20 protein-coding genes are annotated in these 15,911 nt (G+C 67.8%); 9 read left to right on the top strand and 11 right to left on the bottom strand.

Annotated elements, in window-relative coordinates; all coding sequences use genetic code 11:
• Window positions 1-53 precede the first annotated feature (53 nt).
• The 3 genes from D6M19_RS09210 to D6M19_RS09200 all read left to right on the top strand — a co-directional run bounded on the left by D6M19_RS09210 (window position 54) and on the right by D6M19_RS09200 (window position 2,453).
• Entirely contained in the window at window positions 54-554 is a 501-nt protein-coding gene (locus tag D6M19_RS09210) for a nuclear transport factor 2 family protein (protein ID WP_123024898.1), read from the top strand.
• The gene (locus D6M19_RS09205; RefSeq protein WP_123024897.1) at window positions 551-1,570 is read left to right on the top strand and encodes an NAD-dependent epimerase/dehydratase family protein; all 1,020 of its coding nucleotides are present in this window, start codon (window positions 551-553) and stop codon (window positions 1,568-1,570) included. Before D6M19_RS09210 ends, D6M19_RS09205 begins: the two co-directional genes overlap by 4 nt.
• A 109-nt stretch (window positions 1,571-1,679) precedes the next feature.
• Entirely contained in the window at window positions 1,680-2,453 is a 774-nt protein-coding gene (locus D6M19_RS09200) for a class I SAM-dependent methyltransferase (protein ID WP_123025039.1), read from the top strand.
• Here the strand turns inward: D6M19_RS09200 and D6M19_RS09195 are convergent.
• The gene (locus D6M19_RS09195; RefSeq protein WP_123024896.1) at window positions 2,441-2,911 is read right to left on the bottom strand and encodes a DUF4262 domain-containing protein; all 471 of its coding nucleotides are present in this window, start codon (window positions 2,909-2,911) and stop codon (window positions 2,441-2,443) included. The genes D6M19_RS09200 and D6M19_RS09195 overlap by 13 nt on opposite strands.
• Before the next feature lie 79 nt (window positions 2,912-2,990).
• Here D6M19_RS09195 and D6M19_RS09190 point away from each other — a divergent pair, with 79 nt between their 5' ends.
• Genes D6M19_RS09190 through D6M19_RS09180 form a run of 3 tightly spaced genes read left to right on the top strand, consistent with a single transcriptional unit; the run spans window position 2,991 to window position 4,968 of the window.
• Window positions 2,991-4,361, top strand: coding sequence for an NAD(P)/FAD-dependent oxidoreductase (locus D6M19_RS09190; protein ID WP_164478401.1), 1,371 nt, complete (start codon window positions 2,991-2,993; stop codon window positions 4,359-4,361).
• A gap of 29 nt (window positions 4,362-4,390) precedes the next feature.
• Window positions 4,391-4,594, top strand: a complete 204-nt coding sequence (locus D6M19_RS09185) for a type II toxin -antitoxin system TacA 1-like antitoxin (protein ID WP_123024894.1) — start codon at window positions 4,391-4,393, stop codon at window positions 4,592-4,594.
• Window positions 4,591-4,968 (top strand): type II toxin-antitoxin system death-on-curing family toxin, encoded by a 378-nt coding sequence (locus D6M19_RS09180; RefSeq protein WP_123024893.1) that lies wholly within the window; start codon window positions 4,591-4,593, stop codon window positions 4,966-4,968. The genes D6M19_RS09185 and D6M19_RS09180 overlap by 4 nt, the downstream gene beginning before the upstream one ends.
• Window positions 4,969-4,979: 11 nt before the next feature.
• Here the strand turns inward: D6M19_RS09180 and D6M19_RS09175 are convergent, their stop codons facing one another.
• Window positions 4,980-5,450 (bottom strand): SRPBCC family protein, encoded by a 471-nt coding sequence (locus tag D6M19_RS09175; protein WP_123024892.1) that lies wholly within the window; start codon window positions 5,448-5,450, stop codon window positions 4,980-4,982.
• A gap of 92 nt (window positions 5,451-5,542) precedes the next feature.
• Here D6M19_RS09175 and D6M19_RS09170 point away from each other — a divergent pair, with 92 nt between their 5' ends.
• Entirely contained in the window at window positions 5,543-5,923 is a 381-nt protein-coding gene (locus D6M19_RS09170; protein ID WP_123025038.1) for a DUF427 domain-containing protein, read from the top strand.
• Here the strand turns inward: D6M19_RS09170 and D6M19_RS09165 are convergent.
• From D6M19_RS09165 to D6M19_RS09130, 8 genes are read right to left on the bottom strand one after another with little or no spacing between them, the layout of a single operon-like run.
• Window positions 5,920-6,927 carry a Rieske (2Fe-2S) protein gene (locus tag D6M19_RS09165; RefSeq protein WP_123024891.1) on the bottom strand — a complete coding sequence of 336 codons (1,008 nt, stop codon included), beginning with the start codon at window positions 6,925-6,927 and terminating at the stop codon, window positions 5,920-5,922. The two genes, D6M19_RS09170 and D6M19_RS09165, sit on opposite strands and share 4 nt — an antisense overlap.
• Window positions 6,924-8,450 carry an FAD-dependent oxidoreductase gene (locus D6M19_RS09160; RefSeq protein WP_123024890.1) on the bottom strand — a complete coding sequence of 509 codons (1,527 nt, stop codon included), beginning with the start codon at window positions 8,448-8,450 and terminating at the stop codon, window positions 6,924-6,926. The genes D6M19_RS09165 and D6M19_RS09160 overlap by 4 nt, the downstream gene beginning before the upstream one ends.
• On the bottom strand, window positions 8,447-9,157 hold the full coding sequence (locus D6M19_RS09155) for a class I SAM-dependent methyltransferase (protein ID WP_123024889.1): 711 nt from the start codon (window positions 9,155-9,157) through the stop codon (window positions 8,447-8,449). Before D6M19_RS09155 ends, D6M19_RS09160 begins: the two co-directional genes overlap by 4 nt.
• On the bottom strand, window positions 9,154-9,486 hold the full coding sequence (locus D6M19_RS09150) for a lycopene cyclase domain-containing protein (RefSeq protein ID WP_123024888.1): 333 nt from the start codon (window positions 9,484-9,486) through the stop codon (window positions 9,154-9,156). The genes D6M19_RS09155 and D6M19_RS09150 overlap by 4 nt, the downstream gene beginning before the upstream one ends.
• On the bottom strand, window positions 9,483-9,830 hold the full coding sequence (locus D6M19_RS09145) for a lycopene cyclase domain-containing protein (RefSeq protein ID WP_123024887.1): 348 nt from the start codon (window positions 9,828-9,830) through the stop codon (window positions 9,483-9,485). Before D6M19_RS09145 ends, D6M19_RS09150 begins: the two co-directional genes overlap by 4 nt.
• 8 nt (window positions 9,831-9,838) lie before the next feature.
• Window positions 9,839-10,783, bottom strand: a complete 945-nt coding sequence (locus D6M19_RS09140; RefSeq protein ID WP_123024886.1) for a phytoene/squalene synthase family protein — start codon at window positions 10,781-10,783, stop codon at window positions 9,839-9,841.
• Window positions 10,780-12,294, bottom strand: a complete 1,515-nt coding sequence (gene crtI / locus D6M19_RS09135; RefSeq protein ID WP_123024885.1) for a phytoene desaturase family protein — start codon at window positions 12,292-12,294, stop codon at window positions 10,780-10,782. Before crtI ends, D6M19_RS09140 begins: the two co-directional genes overlap by 4 nt.
• On the bottom strand, window positions 12,294-13,370 hold the full coding sequence (locus D6M19_RS09130; protein WP_123024884.1) for a polyprenyl synthetase family protein: 1,077 nt from the start codon (window positions 13,368-13,370) through the stop codon (window positions 12,294-12,296). Before D6M19_RS09130 ends, crtI begins: the two co-directional genes overlap by 1 nt.
• Before the next feature lie 152 nt (window positions 13,371-13,522).
• Here D6M19_RS09130 and D6M19_RS09125 point away from each other — a divergent pair, with 152 nt between their 5' ends.
• Window positions 13,523-14,443: a DNA-3-methyladenine glycosylase family protein gene (locus D6M19_RS09125; RefSeq protein ID WP_123024883.1), complete on the top strand. Its 921-nt coding sequence runs from the start codon at window positions 13,523-13,525 to the stop codon at window positions 14,441-14,443.
• 68 nt (window positions 14,444-14,511) lie between these two features.
• On the top strand, window positions 14,512-15,069 hold the full coding sequence (locus D6M19_RS09120) for a Dps family protein (RefSeq protein WP_123024882.1): 558 nt from the start codon (window positions 14,512-14,514) through the stop codon (window positions 15,067-15,069).
• Here D6M19_RS09120 and aqpZ read toward each other — a convergent pair.
• Window positions 15,062-15,844 (bottom strand): aquaporin Z, encoded by a 783-nt coding sequence (gene aqpZ / locus D6M19_RS09115; protein ID WP_123024881.1) that lies wholly within the window; start codon window positions 15,842-15,844, stop codon window positions 15,062-15,064. The two genes, D6M19_RS09120 and aqpZ, sit on opposite strands and share 8 nt — an antisense overlap.
• Between the last annotated feature and the right edge of the window lie 67 nt (window positions 15,845-15,911).

Genomic DNA, 15,911 nt, shown 5'->3' with positions numbered 1-15,911 from the left:
CGCGGGGGAAGGGCGCTCGACAAACACGCCTAGAACGTGTTCTAGTTTGTCCCGTGACGAGCAAGGTGTTCACGCGCGAGGAGCTGGCAGAGGCATTCGCGAATTTCGAAGCGACGGTGGACCGGGCCGCCAAGACCCGTGACTGGGATCCGTGGGTCGCGCAGTACAGCCCCGACATCGTCTATGTCGAGCACGCGGCGGGCACCATGCGCGGCCGCGAGGAGGTCCGGAAGTGGATCTGGCAGACCATGGAGACCTTCCCCGGCAGCTACATGACGCACTTTCCGTCGCTGTGGTCGGTCGTCGACGAACCGACCGGCCGGGTCATCTGCGAGCTGGACAACCCGATGCGCGATCCGGGTGACGGCACCATCGTCAGCGCGACGAACATCTCGATCATCACCTACGCGGGCGACGGACAGTGGTGTCGCCAGGAGGACATCTACAATCCGCTTCGGTTCGTGTCCGCGACGGCGAAGTGGTGCCGCAAGGCCGAAGAGCTGGGCACGCTGCCCGACGAGGCCGCCGCCTGGATGAAGCAGTTCGCGCGATGACCGTTCTCGTCATCGGCGCCAACGGCTATCTCGGCAGCCACGTCACGCGCCGACTCGTCGACGACGGCAACGACGTGCGGGTGATGGTGCGCGACGGCGCCAACACCATCGGCATCGACGACCTGAAGACCACCCGGTTCGTCGGCGACATCTGGAACGACGCCGCGCTGCGCGAGGCGATGGCCGGCTGCGATGTCGTCTACTACTGCGTCGTCGACACCCGCGGCTGGCTCAGGGACCCGGCGCCGCTGTTCCGCACCAACGTCGAAGGCACCCGAAACGTGCTGGAGGTCGCCAAGGATGTCCAGAAAGACGGGGTCCTCCGGCGCTTCATCTTCACCAGCAGCTATGTGACGGTCGGCCGCAAGCGAGGCCGCGTCGCCACCGAGGACGACGCGATCGTCGACCGTGGGCTCACACCGTATGTCCGTTCGCGGGTGCAGGCCGAGGAACTGGTGCTCCGGTATGCCCGCGAGCACGGCCTGCCCGCGATCGCGATGTGCGTGTCGACCACCTACGGCGGGCGCGACTGGGGCCGGACACCGCACGGCGCGATCATCGCGGGCGCGGCGTTCGGCAAGCTGCCCTTCGTGATGAAGGGCATCGAGTTGGAGGCCGTCGGCGTCGACGACGCCGCCCGCGCGCTCATCCTGGCCGCCGAACATGGCCGCGTCGGCGAGCGGTACCTCATCTCGGAGAAGATGATCACCAACACCGAGGTGGCGCGCATCGCGGCGGAGGCGGCAGGGGTTGCGCCGCCGGCCAAGTCGCTGCCGTTGGCGGTGTCGTACGCGCTGGCAACTATGGGGACTGTCAAGGCGCGGCTGCGGGGCACCGACGAGCAGCTCTCGCTGGCGTCGCTGCGCCTGATGCGTGCCGAAGCGCCGGTCGACTGTGCCAAGGCGCGACGCGAATTGGGTTGGCAGCCAAGGCCAATCGAGGAATCCATTCGCGAGGCTGCGCGGTTCTGGGTGGGACTGCGGGACGCGAAGCGCAAGAGCAAGCAGTCCGGCTGAACGACGCGCGGCGGCGCGTTCAAACCTACGGCGGGTTGTACAGGCAGGACTAGTCTCGGGTGTCGTGACGGAGAAACTGCACGTCGATCTGTCCGGAGCTCCTCAGACCATGTTGGCGACGTTCTACGCCAAAGCGCTGGATGCCGACCTCGAGAAGCCGATCCTCGGCGACCGGTGGGCCAAAGACATCGTCGACCGCATCGACTACGACTGGTCGCAGACGACGATCACGGCGCGCAATTCACCGGCGGTGACCACCCGATCGGCGCACTTCGATAACTGGGCAGCGCAGTTTCTTGCCGTGCATCCGGAGGCGAGGGTGCTGCACCTCGGCTGCGGACTGGACAGCCGGTACTACCGGCTTGACCCTGGGCCCGGTGTCGAGTGGTACGACGTCGACTATCCCGACGTAGCGGGCCTGCGAAGGCAGCTGTTCCCGCCGCGGGAGCACTGCCACATCGTGGCGGCATCCGTGACCGACCCGGCCTGGCTCGCCGACATCCCCGCCGACCGGCCGACGCTGATGATCGGCGAGGGGCTGACGATGTACCTCACCGAGGCGGACGGGATCGCGCTGCTGCGCCGGATCGTCGACCACGCCCCGTCCGGTGAGTTGCAGTTCGACGCGTTCAGCCGGTTGGGCATCAAGACGCAGTGGACCAACGCCGTGGTGAGGCGGTCTGGCGCGACGCTGTACTGGGGCATCGACGGCCCACAGGACATCCTCGAGGCGGTGCCCGGCCTGCGGTTGCTGCAGTGGGTGTCGCCGTTCGATTCATCGACCTTCGCCGACGTGTCTCGGCCGTTCCGGGTGATGGCCAAGGTGATGTCGCTGTCGTCGAAGCTGCGCTACATGGCGCAGTACCACCGCTACGCGTTCTGAGGCCCCCGCTTGCCGAGCACCGGCTGCCTGCCCCGGCCGTCGCTGAACGCTGCGGCCCACGGCCACCGGCCTCGGCCGTCCGCCCACACCAGTTGCAGCGCCCGTAGCTCCTGGCCGCCGAACGCCACCGCCCACTCCATGTGAATGTCGGGATTGGCCACCTCGACAACCTCGATCAGCGGGCCTGACCGAACCGCGATCTTCTGACCCGGCGACAACACCCTTCCGCCCATCATGTCCTTGGCGACCGTGTTCAACAGGCGTTCGGCACGAGGTGCAGACACGCCGGTGACCAGAAGTTCCGGCAGTCCGCAGTCATGCAGACCAACGGTGTATCCGAATGGGGTTCGGTCACTTTCGACGTACTGCACCGCCCAACCGTGTTCGCGTACGGCCTTACGCAACTCGTCGAGGTAGTCGTCGGCGGTGGCGTTCGGATGGTCGCATCTCCAGCACATGGCGTCTCCTTTCCTCCGATGGTTACCGCCACAATGCGCCCGACGTCCGACAAGTTCGGCCTCCTGCGAGAATCGCTCGGTGCCCACGATCAACGGTCAGGTGTCCAACTGGTACGACGAGCTGCCCGCCTACCGGCCTTCGCTGCCCGGCGACCGCGACGCCGACGTCTGCATCGTCGGGGCCGGCTACACCGGATTGTGGACGGCGTACTACCTGAAGCGGGCGGACCCGTCGCTGCGGATCGCCGTCGCCGAGGCCCGGTTCGCCGGGTTCGGCGCGTCCGGCCGCAACGGTGGCTGGCTGTCGGGGCTGGTGCCCGGTGACCGCAACAGAATGGCGCTACAGCATGGTCGGGACGGGGTGGTGGCCTGGCAGCGGGCGCTGAACGACTCGGTCGACGAGGTGATCGACGTCGCGGCGCGCGAAGGCATCGACGCGGGCATTGTCAAGGGCGGCACACTGCAGATCGCCCGCAACGCCGCGCAGGCCGCACGGCTGTCCGCGGAAGCCGAAGACGAGCTCAGCTGGAAGGTCGACGGCATCGCGGTGCTCACGAAAGCCGAAGCGGCCGAACGCATCCGGTTCGCGAATGTGGTGGCGGCCTATCACAATCCGCACTGCGCCCGCATCCAGCCCGCGCAGCTGGCCCGCGGTCTCGCCGACACCGTGGAGGCTCTGGGTGTCGACATCTATGAGCAGTCACCGGTCACCGCGATCGACGCGGGCAGGGTGACCACACCGCATGGCACCGTCACCGCCCCGATGGTGCTGCGCGCGACCGAGGGCTTCACCGCCAGGCTGCCCGGGCTGCGCCGCCGGTGGCTGCCGATGAACAGCTCGATGATCGCCACGGAGCCGATCTCCGATGATCTGTGGGACAGCATCGGCTGGCGCGGTCGCGAGACCGTCGGCGACGCCGCGCACGGCTTCTTCTACGCACAGCGCACCGTCGACAACCGAATTGCGATCGGCGGCCGCAGCGTGCCGTACCGCTACGCCTCACGCACCGACGTCGACGGGCGGGTGCCCGATGCGACGATCACGTACCTGACCGAGGTGCTGCACGGGGCGCTGCCCCAGGTCCGCGACGTGCCGATCGCGCACGGCTGGTGCGGTGTGCTGGCGGTGCCGCGGGATTGGTCGGCCGGTGTCGCACTCGACAAGGCCACCGGATTGGGTTGGGCAGGTGGATACGTCGGCCACGGGGTCACCGCGACGAACCTGGCCGGCCGCACCCTCGCCGATCTGGTCCTGGACCAGAAGTCACCCTTGACCGAGCTGCCGTGGGTGGGCCACCAATCGCCGAACTGGGAGCCCGAGCCGCTTCGCTGGCTGGGCGTGCGCAGCATGTACCTGGCCTACAAAGTGGCCGACTGGCATGAGGCCCGCGGCCGATCCAGCACGTCGCCGGTCGCCGTCGTCGCCGACAAGATCGCCGGTCGGCCGTGAAAGTGGTATCAGATTGATACCATCGACTCATGGCGATGACCCTGCGCTTGACCGAAGAGCAAGACCGCTGGCTCACGCGCCTGGCTGAAGCCGATGGCATCAGCAAGCAGGAAGCGGTTGTGCGCTCCATTCTTGAGACCGCGGCGCGGCGGCTACACGACGACCGGGTGCGCGAGCTGTCGAAAGCGGGGCGTTCTCGCTACGCAGCATTGCTCGACCGCCTGGCACAGTGAGCGTCAGGTACCTCAGCCTCGAAGACCTTTTAGCGCTGGCACACGATCTCGGCCAATTGGTGGTCAGGGATGTCGGACTGCTTGATTCCGCAGCGCACCGTCCGCAGTCGACGGTGTTCGGTGAAGACGCATACGAGTCCATTCACCAAAAGGCGGCGGTCCTGCTGGAATCGATCCTCACCAACCATCCTTTGGTTGACGGAAACAAGCGCCTTGGCTGGCTGTCGGTATATGCCTTCTACGGGCTGAACGGCTACACACTTGATGCACCGGATGACGCTGCCTACGACCTCGTCATTTCCGTGGCTTCCGGTGACGTGGGTTATCGATTGGCCGCAGATGCTCTAGAGGAGTGGGTGTTTCGGAGTTGCTAGCCGGTTGATCGTCACCCGGCTTCGGCCCTCTCCTTCAGCCGCTTCAGGGTCAGCCTGATGTGGCCGTCGTTGGCGGTGTCACGGTCGCTGACCCCGGTGGCGAGACCGCCCGCCTTCGCCATCCAGCCTGGCCGACGATCCCATGTCCCCTCGCTGACCAGGCAACCGCCGTCCTTGGCGGTGATGTCGTAGCGCCAGTGTGCGATCGGCACCCCGAGGTAGCTCACGTCGAACGCGAACGCGCGACCCGGATCGGCGTCGGTCACAGTGCACGTGGTCGTCCAGCGCCGCAAGCCGTTGCGGTTGGTGCCCTTGAACACCGCGCCCGGCGCCACCCCGTCGCCCTTGCACCACTTCATCGCCTCGGCCTCCTCGGCCAGCGACGCCAGCGTGGGCAGGTTTGTGATGAGGCCGTATACCGTGGCGGGTTCGGCATCGATGGTGACCTCCGCCTTGGCGGAGGCCGGTCCGCGATCAGTCATTGGGCGATGCTATCGGCGCAGCAGGAAGAAAAGGCGCGTCTTGTCAGGTTGCGACTATTGAGATGGGCCATCCCATCCGTCAGGAGACAGCCATGACCGAGAAACCCGTCCACCTGCCCACCGCCAACCACCCGATCACCGTCCAACCGACAGGCAAGCACGTCACGGTGCTGGTGAACGGCGTCGTCGTCGCCGACACCGACGACTCGTTGACCCTGCAGGAATCCACCTATCCCGCGGTGCAGTACATCCCGATGCGCGACGTCGCACAGAACGTGCTTAAGCCGAGCAGCACCACCACGTACTGCCCGTACAAGGGCGACGCCACTTACTACAGCGTGGCGACGTCCGAATCCGGCGACACTGTCACCGACGTGATCTGGACCTACGAGCAGCCATACCCGGCGGTGGCCGATATCGCGGGCCACGTCGCGTTCTACCCGGACAAGGCCGAGATCGTCGTCGCGTCTTAGCCGCGGCTGCGCACCCGGTAGCGCCGCTCGGCGTAGGCCAGGTCGTCGCGCCACAGCCTGGCCGCTGCGCCCCGCATGAACGGCGCGATCAGCGGCCGCGCGCGCAGCGCGTGCACGAAGCCGGGTCGGTCGGAATGGGCGATGACGGCCTCGATCACCGCGCTGCGCGGCAGCCCGTCTGGCCCTGGGCCGACGGGTGTGGCGTGGGTTTCGACGACGCTGCCGGTGCCCTCGCCGTCGACGATGCGCATGACGATGGTGCGCGGCCCGGGGGCGGAGAACTCCGCGACGACGGGCACCCCGAACCGGCCGATGTGAAACGTCACCGGCACAAGGAAGCGGTCCTGCTCTTCGGCTAGGTCGACATCCGCAGGCGGTGCGGACAACACGTCGAGGTGGGCGAACGAGTACGGGTGATACCAGGCGCCGTGCCACGGATCGAGCCGGTTGGCGATGATGTCGCTGGGTTCGCACGTGCCGACCAGTCGTGTGACGGCGTGCATGCTCGCCCCTTCTGGCCTGGCGGGCACCACGGGCACATCGGTCGGTTCCTCGCCGCCGATGCGATCAAGCCGAACCCAGGCGAGCACCCCGTCGTCGTAAGCCGGGTACGGCTTCCATCCGAATTCGCGGCCGCCCTCGAGCCGCAGCCCGTGCCACGGACAGATGAGCGCACCGCAGTCCACCGTGCCCGTCGCCAGGTCGGCGCCGAGGTGCGGACAGGTCGCAGGACCGACGTGCAGGGTGTCGTCCATGTCGCGCCACGCCACGACCTCCACCCCCCCGACCGACGCGCCGTGCGGTCGTTTGCGGATCGTTTCGCTCGACGCGAACGCATACCAGTTACCGGTCGGTCTGCGCTGCGAGCGTTGCAGCGCGGCGTCGATGATCGCAGGCTCGGCGTCCTTGTAGGTGGGGCGCTGGCGTGCCCACTGTTCACGCGGAAGGACTTTGAACGGCGAGGATTTCGCCCATTTCGCCGTCAGCCCGCCGAGCTTGCTCATCGCACCGGCCGCCTGTCCAGTTGCGCGAGCCGTCGCAGCGCGCCGGATCGGCCCTGCACAGGGACGGTGTGCAGGACATGTCCGGCCAGCCCGTAGTGGGCCAGCAGTCGGTTCGCCGCCGCCCAGCCCGTGGTGGCGGCGCGTTCCATCAATGCCACGGGCAGGTCGATGCGGATGCCGTCGCCGGCCAGCGCGACCGCGGGGTGCGGGGTGGTGACCGTCGGCCGTGCGGCGTGGTCGCCCGGCGCGAATCGGGGGCAGTCGTCACGGGTCAGCACCCGCTCGTCGACGATCTTGGCGTCTCTGATCTCCGGGTAGAGCTCGTGCAGCCGGGCGAGCATCCGGTCGCCGAGGTCTTCGGCGGGCGCTGTCACGGCGTAGGAATGCAGCTCGACGACGGAGCCGCCGGTGCGGCGCGACCAACCGGCCGCTTCCTTCTCGTAACGCTCGAGCACGCTGACATTGTCCAGCGGTGGACGGCCACCCGTCCCGAGGAACGGTGCCCGGTCTGCGTTCACCGGCCGGTCCAGCCACAGCCTGGCAACCACGAACGGGGGAGCGGTTCCCATCGCGGCGATTCGCGCCCGCCAGGCGTCGTCGCCCAGCCCGGCCGAAGCCTCGACGATGCGCTGCAGGCCTGCGACGTCGGTGGCCAATACCATTCCGTCGCATTCGAAGTCGACGCCCGAATCGCAGTGCACACGAAGACGCGGCTCGGTGGTCACCTGGTTGACGGAAACCCCGGTGTGGAACTTCGCGCCGCGCGATTCCAGATACTGGCGCAGCGGATTCCACAGCGCGACATCGAAGTTGGCGTTCGCCACATCGAAGATCAGGCCCTCGCTGGAGCCAAGGAAATAGATGTGGAACATGGTGGCCAGCTCGGCCGCGGACAGCGCACCCGGCTCGGCGAAGAAGCTGCGGGAGAACACCTCGAACGCGAGATGTCTTGCCGCCGAGGGGAAGTTGATGGCACGCAGGAAGCCGTCGGCATCCAGATGGTCGAGCCGCTGGTAGATGTCGGGGACCGACACCGCTGCCAGCGGCGCGGCCGCACGCGCGTTGAGCCGGACCAGATCCCGCAGCCGGAACGTCGGGCTTCGCAGTGCGAACGCGATGGCGTTCAGGGGCGGCGTCCGGGGCAGGCCGGCGAACGTGTCGCGCCTGCCCTGCCCGTCGACAAGCGGGTAGTCCTCGACAGCGATGAGCATGCCCAGCCCGGAGTCGATGCGGCGCAACAGGTTCCGCAGGTTGTAATACTGCCGGAAGAACGCGTGGAAGCCGCGGTTCATCGGTAGCTCGGCGCCGTCCCCGGAGCGCTCGGTCCAGCCGCCGACACGGCCGCCGAGATAGTCCTCCCGTTCGACGACGTCGACGGTCACGCCGCGCTCGACCAGCCCGGTCGCCGCCGCCAGCCCCGCGATGCCGCCGCCGACCACCACGACATGCGGTGTGCTGGTCAACCCACTCGCATCGGGCAGGCCAGGGATTGCGGGATGGCTGGCCCGGCGCGGGTCGGTCATCGTGGGGCCTGGGCGAGGAAGGTGTGCACGATATTGCGCTGCCAGCCCGGCATCGTCTCCCTGCGGGCATCGGTGAAGCCGGTGGCCCGCAGCCGGTTCAGAAACGCCTCCGCCCCGTCGAATTCGTTCACGCTGCGCCGCAGGTACCGGTAGAGGCCTGCGTCACCGCTGCGCAGTTTGCCCATCGGGATGATGATCGTCGCGCAGACCGTGTTCCACATGGCCGTCGCGATCCGCGAGTCGCGCACCGAGTACTCGTGCACCGCGAGCGTCGCCCCCGGCCGCAACAGTGTTCGAAACTCGCTCAACTGGGTGTCGGGATCGGAAAGGTTGCGCAGCAGGTAGGCCGCGAAGATGCCGTCGAACGGCCCTTCGATCCCCGCGGCTGCGAGCTCTTCGATGCGGCTGTGCACGAACCGGACCGTCGAGGGCCAGCGCTTGCCTGCCGCCTCGGCCAGCATGCCAGACGATGCGTCGACGGCCACGATGTCGGCCTGTGGGGCAACCGACAGCAGCGCCGCGGTTGACGCACCGGTGCCGCAGCCGGCGTCGAGCAGCCGTAGTCCCTTGCCGCCGTTGGTAAGCCGCATGCGCGCAGCCGACATCCGCAGGTGCCGGTGATAGCCGGGGTTGGCGTCCACAAGGCCGTCGTAGGCGGCCGCGCCCGCGTCGAACGCGGCGGGCACCTCGGACTTGCTGTCGGTCATTGCGAACTCCCAACCTTGCGATCGCGGAGCCGCTGACGCTCCCACAGCAGCAGCACCGCGGTTACCAGAGCGAAGCCGAACAGGAAGTCCTCGACGGGGATGTCGAACGGAAACCTGATGCCGCTGGTGTGACTGTCGTCGTAGATCACGATCGGCGCGGACAGCTTGGTGAGCCAGCCGTCGACTGGGATCTGGAATCCGAACACGATCACCATCGAGATCCAGTAGGCCGGCCTGCGGAACAGGCCGGTGTGCAGGACGCCGAACTCCAACGCGCACACCGCGATCACCGCCACCACGGCGGGCAGCGTGTAGCCCAGCCCCGTCACGTCGACTGGTCCGTTCTTGCGCCGAACTTCTTACGCAGATACGTCAGCATCGTGTCGACGGCGTTGTAGGTGAACAGCCCGCACAGCGGGATCACGATGAAGAACAGCAACTCCTCGATCGGGATGTCGGCGGGCAGCTCGATGCCGGTCACGTATTTCGGGTTGTACGTCCAAATCTGCGCGGCGATCGCGACCGCATCCCACACCACGAACACGGCCGCAACGGGCAGCACCGCGAACGCGGCGCGGCGCGCCTGCCGGTAGACACCCTCGCCGAAGAACTCCAGCGGCGCGGTGATCACCAGGCAGGCGCCCAGCACGATCAGATACTGCCAGCGGTCCATGTCTGTTATTACCTACCGTGCGTCAACCGCGCGCGCCAGGCCCCGATCAGCCCGACACCGGCGACCTGCAGCCGCCTGCCGGTGCCGACGGTCGCGCGCTGGTTGAAGATCGCGAAGTCGATGTTCTCGATGCGGTCGAGGATCTCGGAGTACAGCGTGTACGCCGCCTCGACGCACGGCCGCGACCGTGGGTCCAGCATTTCGATGCCCTTGCGGGCGACGTCGTACACCCGGCGGGTGGTGGCGTGCTGTTCGGTGAGTGCCCGGCGTACCCGCGCGTCGGTGCGCCTGTTGGTGTGACACCACCCCAGCAGCTCCCTGTCGACGCGGTGGGCGGCCAGCTCGTCGGCGGGCAGATACACCCGGCCGCGCTGCAGATCCTCGTCGACGTCCCGCAGAAAGTTGGTGAGCTGGAAGGCCTTTCCCAGCGCGGCGGCATAGGGGGCGGCCTCTTCACGCGGGCCGACGGTGCCAAGCACGGGCAGCATCTGCAGCCCGATCACCTCGGCCGAACCGTGCATGTACCGCTCGAGAGACTTCCGGTCCGGGTAGTCCGTCACCGTCAGGTCCATCCGCATCGAGGTCAGGAAGTCGTCGAACATCTCCCAGGGGATGCCGTACCTGCGCGCGGTGTGCACGACTGCCCGCAGTGCGGGATCGTGGCCGGAATTCTGATGCTGGACAAGCTGATTGAAGAGTTGCGTGGCGAGCCGCTGCAGCCGTTCGGCGCGTTCACCCGCGCCCAGCGTGTCGTCGAAGTCGTCGATGATGTCATCGGCACGGCGCGCGAACCCGTAGAGCGCGTGCACCGCGGGGCGCTGTTGCGGTGCCAACAGCCGGGTGGCGAGGAAGAACGTGCGGCCGTGCTCGGCGTTGAGCATCCGGCACTGTTGGTAGGCGTCGCGCAGCGCCGGGTCGTGCACACCGGCGGCATCGAGTTCGGAGCGGATCATGCTTGGCCGCTCGCGATCTGCGTCTTCGTCGGCCGGGTGACGGCTCCGGTGACCCGGTCGGCGGCCAGCCGTCCCGACATCAGGGCCGTGGGAACTCCCACGCCTGGCACGGTCGACGAGCCGGCCAGTACGACGTTGTCGATGCCACGAACAGTGTTGGCGGGACGGAACGGGCCCGTCTGGCCGAACGTGTGCGCCAGCGCGAACGGCGTGCCCGCCAGCATGCCCTGCCGGGCCCAGTCCGCCGGGTTGACGACATGGAGCAGTTCGGCGTCGACACCGAGTTGGGGAAGCCGGTCGGCGACGGCGGCCAGCATGCTGTCGGCGTAGGAGGCGCCGATGCGCTCCCAGTCGACCCTGCCGCGCGCCAGGTTCGGTGCGGGCGCAAGCACGTACAGCAGGTCCCGGCCCGAGGGCGCAAGGGTCGGATCGCCCGCGGTCGGCCGTGTCACCAGGAGAGAGGGGTCGCTCATCACGACGCCGTCGTCGATGATCTCGCGGAACGTCTGGTCCCAGGTGTCGCCGAACAGGATGTGGTGGTGTGGCATCGGGCGCTGCGGCGTCCGGCAGCCGATGTGGGCGACGACCGCCGACGGCGACGGCCGCAGCGCCAGCAGACGGCGGGGGGTGCGATCGAGCAGCCGATAGGTGTCTGGCAGCTCGGTGGTGAGGATCACGGCGTCGGCTTCGATGCGATCACCGGTGCCGGTGTGCACGGCACGGACCCGGTCACCGAGCCGCTCCAGCCTGGTTACCGTTGCGCCATAACGGAACTCGACTCCTGCGTCGACTGCGGCAGCGGCAAGCGCATCGGGAAGCGCGCGCATCCCGCCCCGGGGGAAGTACACGCCTGCGACGGTGTCCATGTAGGCGATGACGGCGTAGACCGCGAGCGCCCGCTGCGGCGGAACCCCCGCATACAGCGCCTGGAACGTGAAGATTCGGTGCAGCCGCGGATCGGTGATGAACCGCTTCACCGCCCGGTCCCACCGGCGGAAGCCGCCAAGCGCGGTCAACCGGGCCAGCGACGGGGTCAACAACGACAGCGGGGAGTCGAAGTTGGATGCGATGAAGCCGTCGAATTCGACTTCGTACAACCGAGCGAGCCAGTCGCGGAGCCGCAGATAACCCTGCGCCTGCCCCGGCCCGGCGAACCGCTCGACCTCGGCGGCCATCGCATCGCGGTCGCTGTGCACATCGAGCGCGCTACCGTCGGGGAACAGGGCGCGGTAGGCGGGGTCGACGGTTTCCAGCTCGAGCCGGTCGGCGGTGGATTCGCCCACCGCCGCGAAGGTTTCGTCGATCAGGTCCGGCATGGTGAGAACCGTCGGGCCGGTGTCGAGTCGATAGCCGTCGACGTCGAGTCGGCCGACCCGTCCGCCGGGCACGTCACCGCGCTCGACGACGGTCACCGAGCGGCCGCGGCCGGCCAGGTGCAGTGCCGCCGACAGCCCGGCGAGACCCGCGCCGACGACCACCACGTGGTCGGTCCTGCCGCCGATGGCTCGCATCACGACGCCCTCTCGGTGCAGACCGACGCCATGCGCAGCAGCGCCGAACGCACCGCGTCATCGAGCCGGCTCTCGTCGATCCAGTCCGAGGCACGGCGCAGCCGATCGGCGATCATCTCCTCGATCTGCTGCTCGGCGCCGGTCGCGGCGATCAGGCTGCGCCACCGTTCGACGTCCGCCTCGTCCAGCTGAGCGGTGCCCATCAACTCGTTCAGCTGACGCCGCAGCGTCGGGTCGGCCATGGAATGGGCGGCGACGACCACACTTGTCGCCTTGTGCTCGGTGAGGTCGGCACCGACGGGCTTACCCGTGCTCGCCGGTGAGCCGAAGATGCCGAGCAGATCGTCGCGCAGCTGGAATGCCTCGCCCACCGCATCGCCGTAGCGGCCCAGCCGGCTCAGCAGCTGGGCCGGGCAGCCCGCCATCGCCGCGCCGATCTCCAGCGGCCGGCGGACCGTGTAATTGCCCGACTTACGTCGCGCCACCTCCAGCACCTCATCCAGCGTAGGCAGGCAGCCGACATCGTTGACCAAGTCGGCAAATTGTCCGACGGCCAATTCGGTGCGCATCTCGTCGTATCGAGGCCAGGCTCTGCCAAGCGCGCTTGGGTCAAGGCCGCTGTTCCGCAGCATCTGCTCGGCCCAGACCAGGCACAGGTCGCCGAGCAGCACCGCCGCCGATTCGCCGAAGCGCTCCGGCGACCCGGACAACCCGCGGTCGCGGTGCCAGTCGGCGAACTGCACGTGGGCCGACGGACGGCCACGCCGCAACCGCGAACCGTCCATGACGTCGTCCTGCAGCAGCGCGAACGCGTGCAGCAGTTCGAGGCTCGCGGCGGCGCGCAGCGCAGCGTGGGAGGGCGCAGCGCCGCACAACCAGCCCAGGAACATGAACGTCGAGCGCAGGCATTTCCCCGAGCCGATGAATCCGACCAACACGTCGGCCGCGACGTCGGCTCCGGCACCGCGGAGGTCACGCGTGCACCTGTTGGTGACGAATTCGTCGACCGAATCGAGCACCGCCTTGCGCACGTTGCTCCGCCAGGTGTCGAACTGGCCGTCCTGGCAGGCCACCATCGGCGCGGAATGCAGCGCAGGCGCAAACAGTCGTCCGTCGACCCCCAACCTGCCCCCTTTCCAGACCGGCGGAGTCGTCAGCCTATTTGCGTTCTGCCCATACCCCCAGCGAAGGCGGCCGAACCCGACCTGATGTCACTATTACGTCACCAATGTCTGAGAACGCGGTCGAGTGCATCGTGGAGTTTCCGGGGCCTGCGAGCCCGGGGTACACGCTGTCACCGTTGCGCCGTGGCGGCGGCGACCCGTGTTATGTGACCGCGGCCGACGGCGCCATCTGGCGGACCACCCTGATGCGGACCGGACCGGTGACGATGCGGATCAGCCGGTCGGGTCCACGCGCCGTCGCGTGCGAAGCGTGGGGAGGCGGCGCAGCGGAATTCGCCGACGGATGTGCCGCCCTGCTGGGTGCCGACGACGACGCGAGCGGGTTCTCGCCCGTTGAACCGACCATCGCCGAGGCCCATCGCCGGGTGCCGCATCTGCGGCTGGGCCGCACGGGACGAGTGCTGGAGTCGCTGATCCCGGCCGTGATCGAGCAGCGGGTGGCGGGAAAGGACGCTTTTCGGGCCTGGCGGTTGTTGGTCACGAAGTTCGGATCACCCGCGCCAGGTCCGGCACCAGCGGGTATGCGCGTACCGCCGCCCGCAGACGTGTGGCGCCGCGTTCCGTCGTGGGAGTTCCACCTCGCCAACGTCGATCCGGGCCGGGCTCGGACCCTTGTCGGCTGTGCGCAGCGGGCCGATTCCCTCGAGCGGCTCGTCACCCGCCCTGCGGAACAGGCAAGGGAGGCGCTGATGTCGCTGCCCGGTGTCGGCGTGTGGACGGCGGCCGAGACGGCGCAGCGCGCGTTCGGCGACGCGGACGCGCTGTCGGTCGGTGACTATCACCTGGCCAAGGTGGTCGGCTGGACCCTGCTCGGCCGCCCCATCGATGACGACGCGATGGTCAAGTTGCTCGCCCCGGTGCGTCCGCACCGGCACCGGGCGGTGCGACTTCTCGAGGCCAGCGGGCTGGCCCGCAACCCACGGTTCGGGGCCCGGCAGGCCATCCCGGACCTGCGCGCGATCTGACGTAGGTGATTAGCCCGTGTATGCCACGGGTAGGCCTTGTGACGACGCGAAAATCGAAGGAGCTATTGATGACTCAATTCACAGTCCCCGGCATGTCGAACAAGGAGGGCGGCGAAGTAGCCGACCTGCTGCAGAAGGCACTGAGCCGGTACAACGACCTGCACCTGACGTTGAAGCATGTGCACTGGAACGTGGTCGGACCCAACTTCATCGGAGTCCACGAGATGATCGACCCACAGGTCGAGCTGGTCCGTGGCTACGCCGACGAGGTCGCAGAGCGCATCGCGACGCTTGGAAAGTCTCCGCTCGGCACCCCTGGCGCGATCATCAAGGACCGCACCTGGGACGACTACTCTGTCGAGCGTGACACCGTGCAGGCACACCTAGCCGCGCTCGATCTCGTCTACACCGGTGTCATCGAGGACACCCGCAAGAGTATCGAGCGGGTGGGCGACCTCGACCCGGTCACCGAGGACATGCTCATCGGGCATTCGGCGGAGCTGGAGAAGTTCCAGTGGTTCGTCCGCGCACACCTGGAGAACTCAGGTGGTCAGCTGGCCAACGACGGCGCCAAGACCGAGAAGGCCGCCGCCAGCCGCGCCAAGAAGAAGGCACCGGTCAAGTAGTGCCGGGTTCTTCCAGAGCGTCATCTCGCACCGGCTGGTCGGCGAGTTCGGAACTCCCGCCGAACAGGTAGGGGTACGCGAAACCGGCGATCGCGGCGCCGATCAGCGGTGCGAGCCAGAAGATCCACAGCTGCGCGGGTGCGCCGTCGCCGTTGAAGAATGCGACGCCGGTGGAACGTGCCGGGTTGACCGATGTGTTCGAGATGGGGATCGAGATCAGGTGAATCAGCGTCAGGGTCAGCCCGATCGACAAGCCCGCGAAGCCTTTTGACGCCGGTGCTCGGTCGTCTGTCGAGCCGAGGATGACGAGGAGGAACACCCCCGTCAGGATGATCTCGGTGAGCGCGACGGCCAGCAGCGAGTAACCGCCAGGCGAATGTGCGCCGTAGCCGTTGGCGGCCATGTTGCCGACCGGGTCGAAGCCCTCTTTTCCGTTGGCTATCAACAGGATCACCAGGCCTGCGACCAGGCCGCCGAGTACCTGCACGACCCAGTAGCCTGGTACCGCCTTCCACTCAACGCGCCGCGCGAAGGCGGCACCAAGGGTCACGGCAGGGTTGAAGTGGCCGCCGGAGATGGTGCCGAAGGCGTAGACGCCGGTGAGGACCGTCAAGCCGAATGCCAGTGCGACACCGAGAAACCCGATGCCCAGCGACACGCCGTCCGCCGATGCGAACTTCGCTGCGAACACCGCGCTGCCGCAGCCGCCGAGGACCAGCCAGAAGGTCCCGATGAACTCTGCCGTCAAACGATGCAGCATCGTGGGTGGAGTCATGCTTGTGAGAGTTGCACGCGAATTCGGCAATTGAGGCAAGCGTTGCGCAATTGTGCCTGGACCGAAA

It is taken from the genome of Mycolicibacterium stellerae (assembly GCF_003719305.1).
GTDB classification, from domain to species: domain Bacteria; phylum Actinomycetota; class Actinomycetes; order Mycobacteriales; family Mycobacteriaceae; genus Mycobacterium; species Mycobacterium stellerae.
This window is presented reverse-complemented; position numbering and strand designations above follow the sequence as displayed.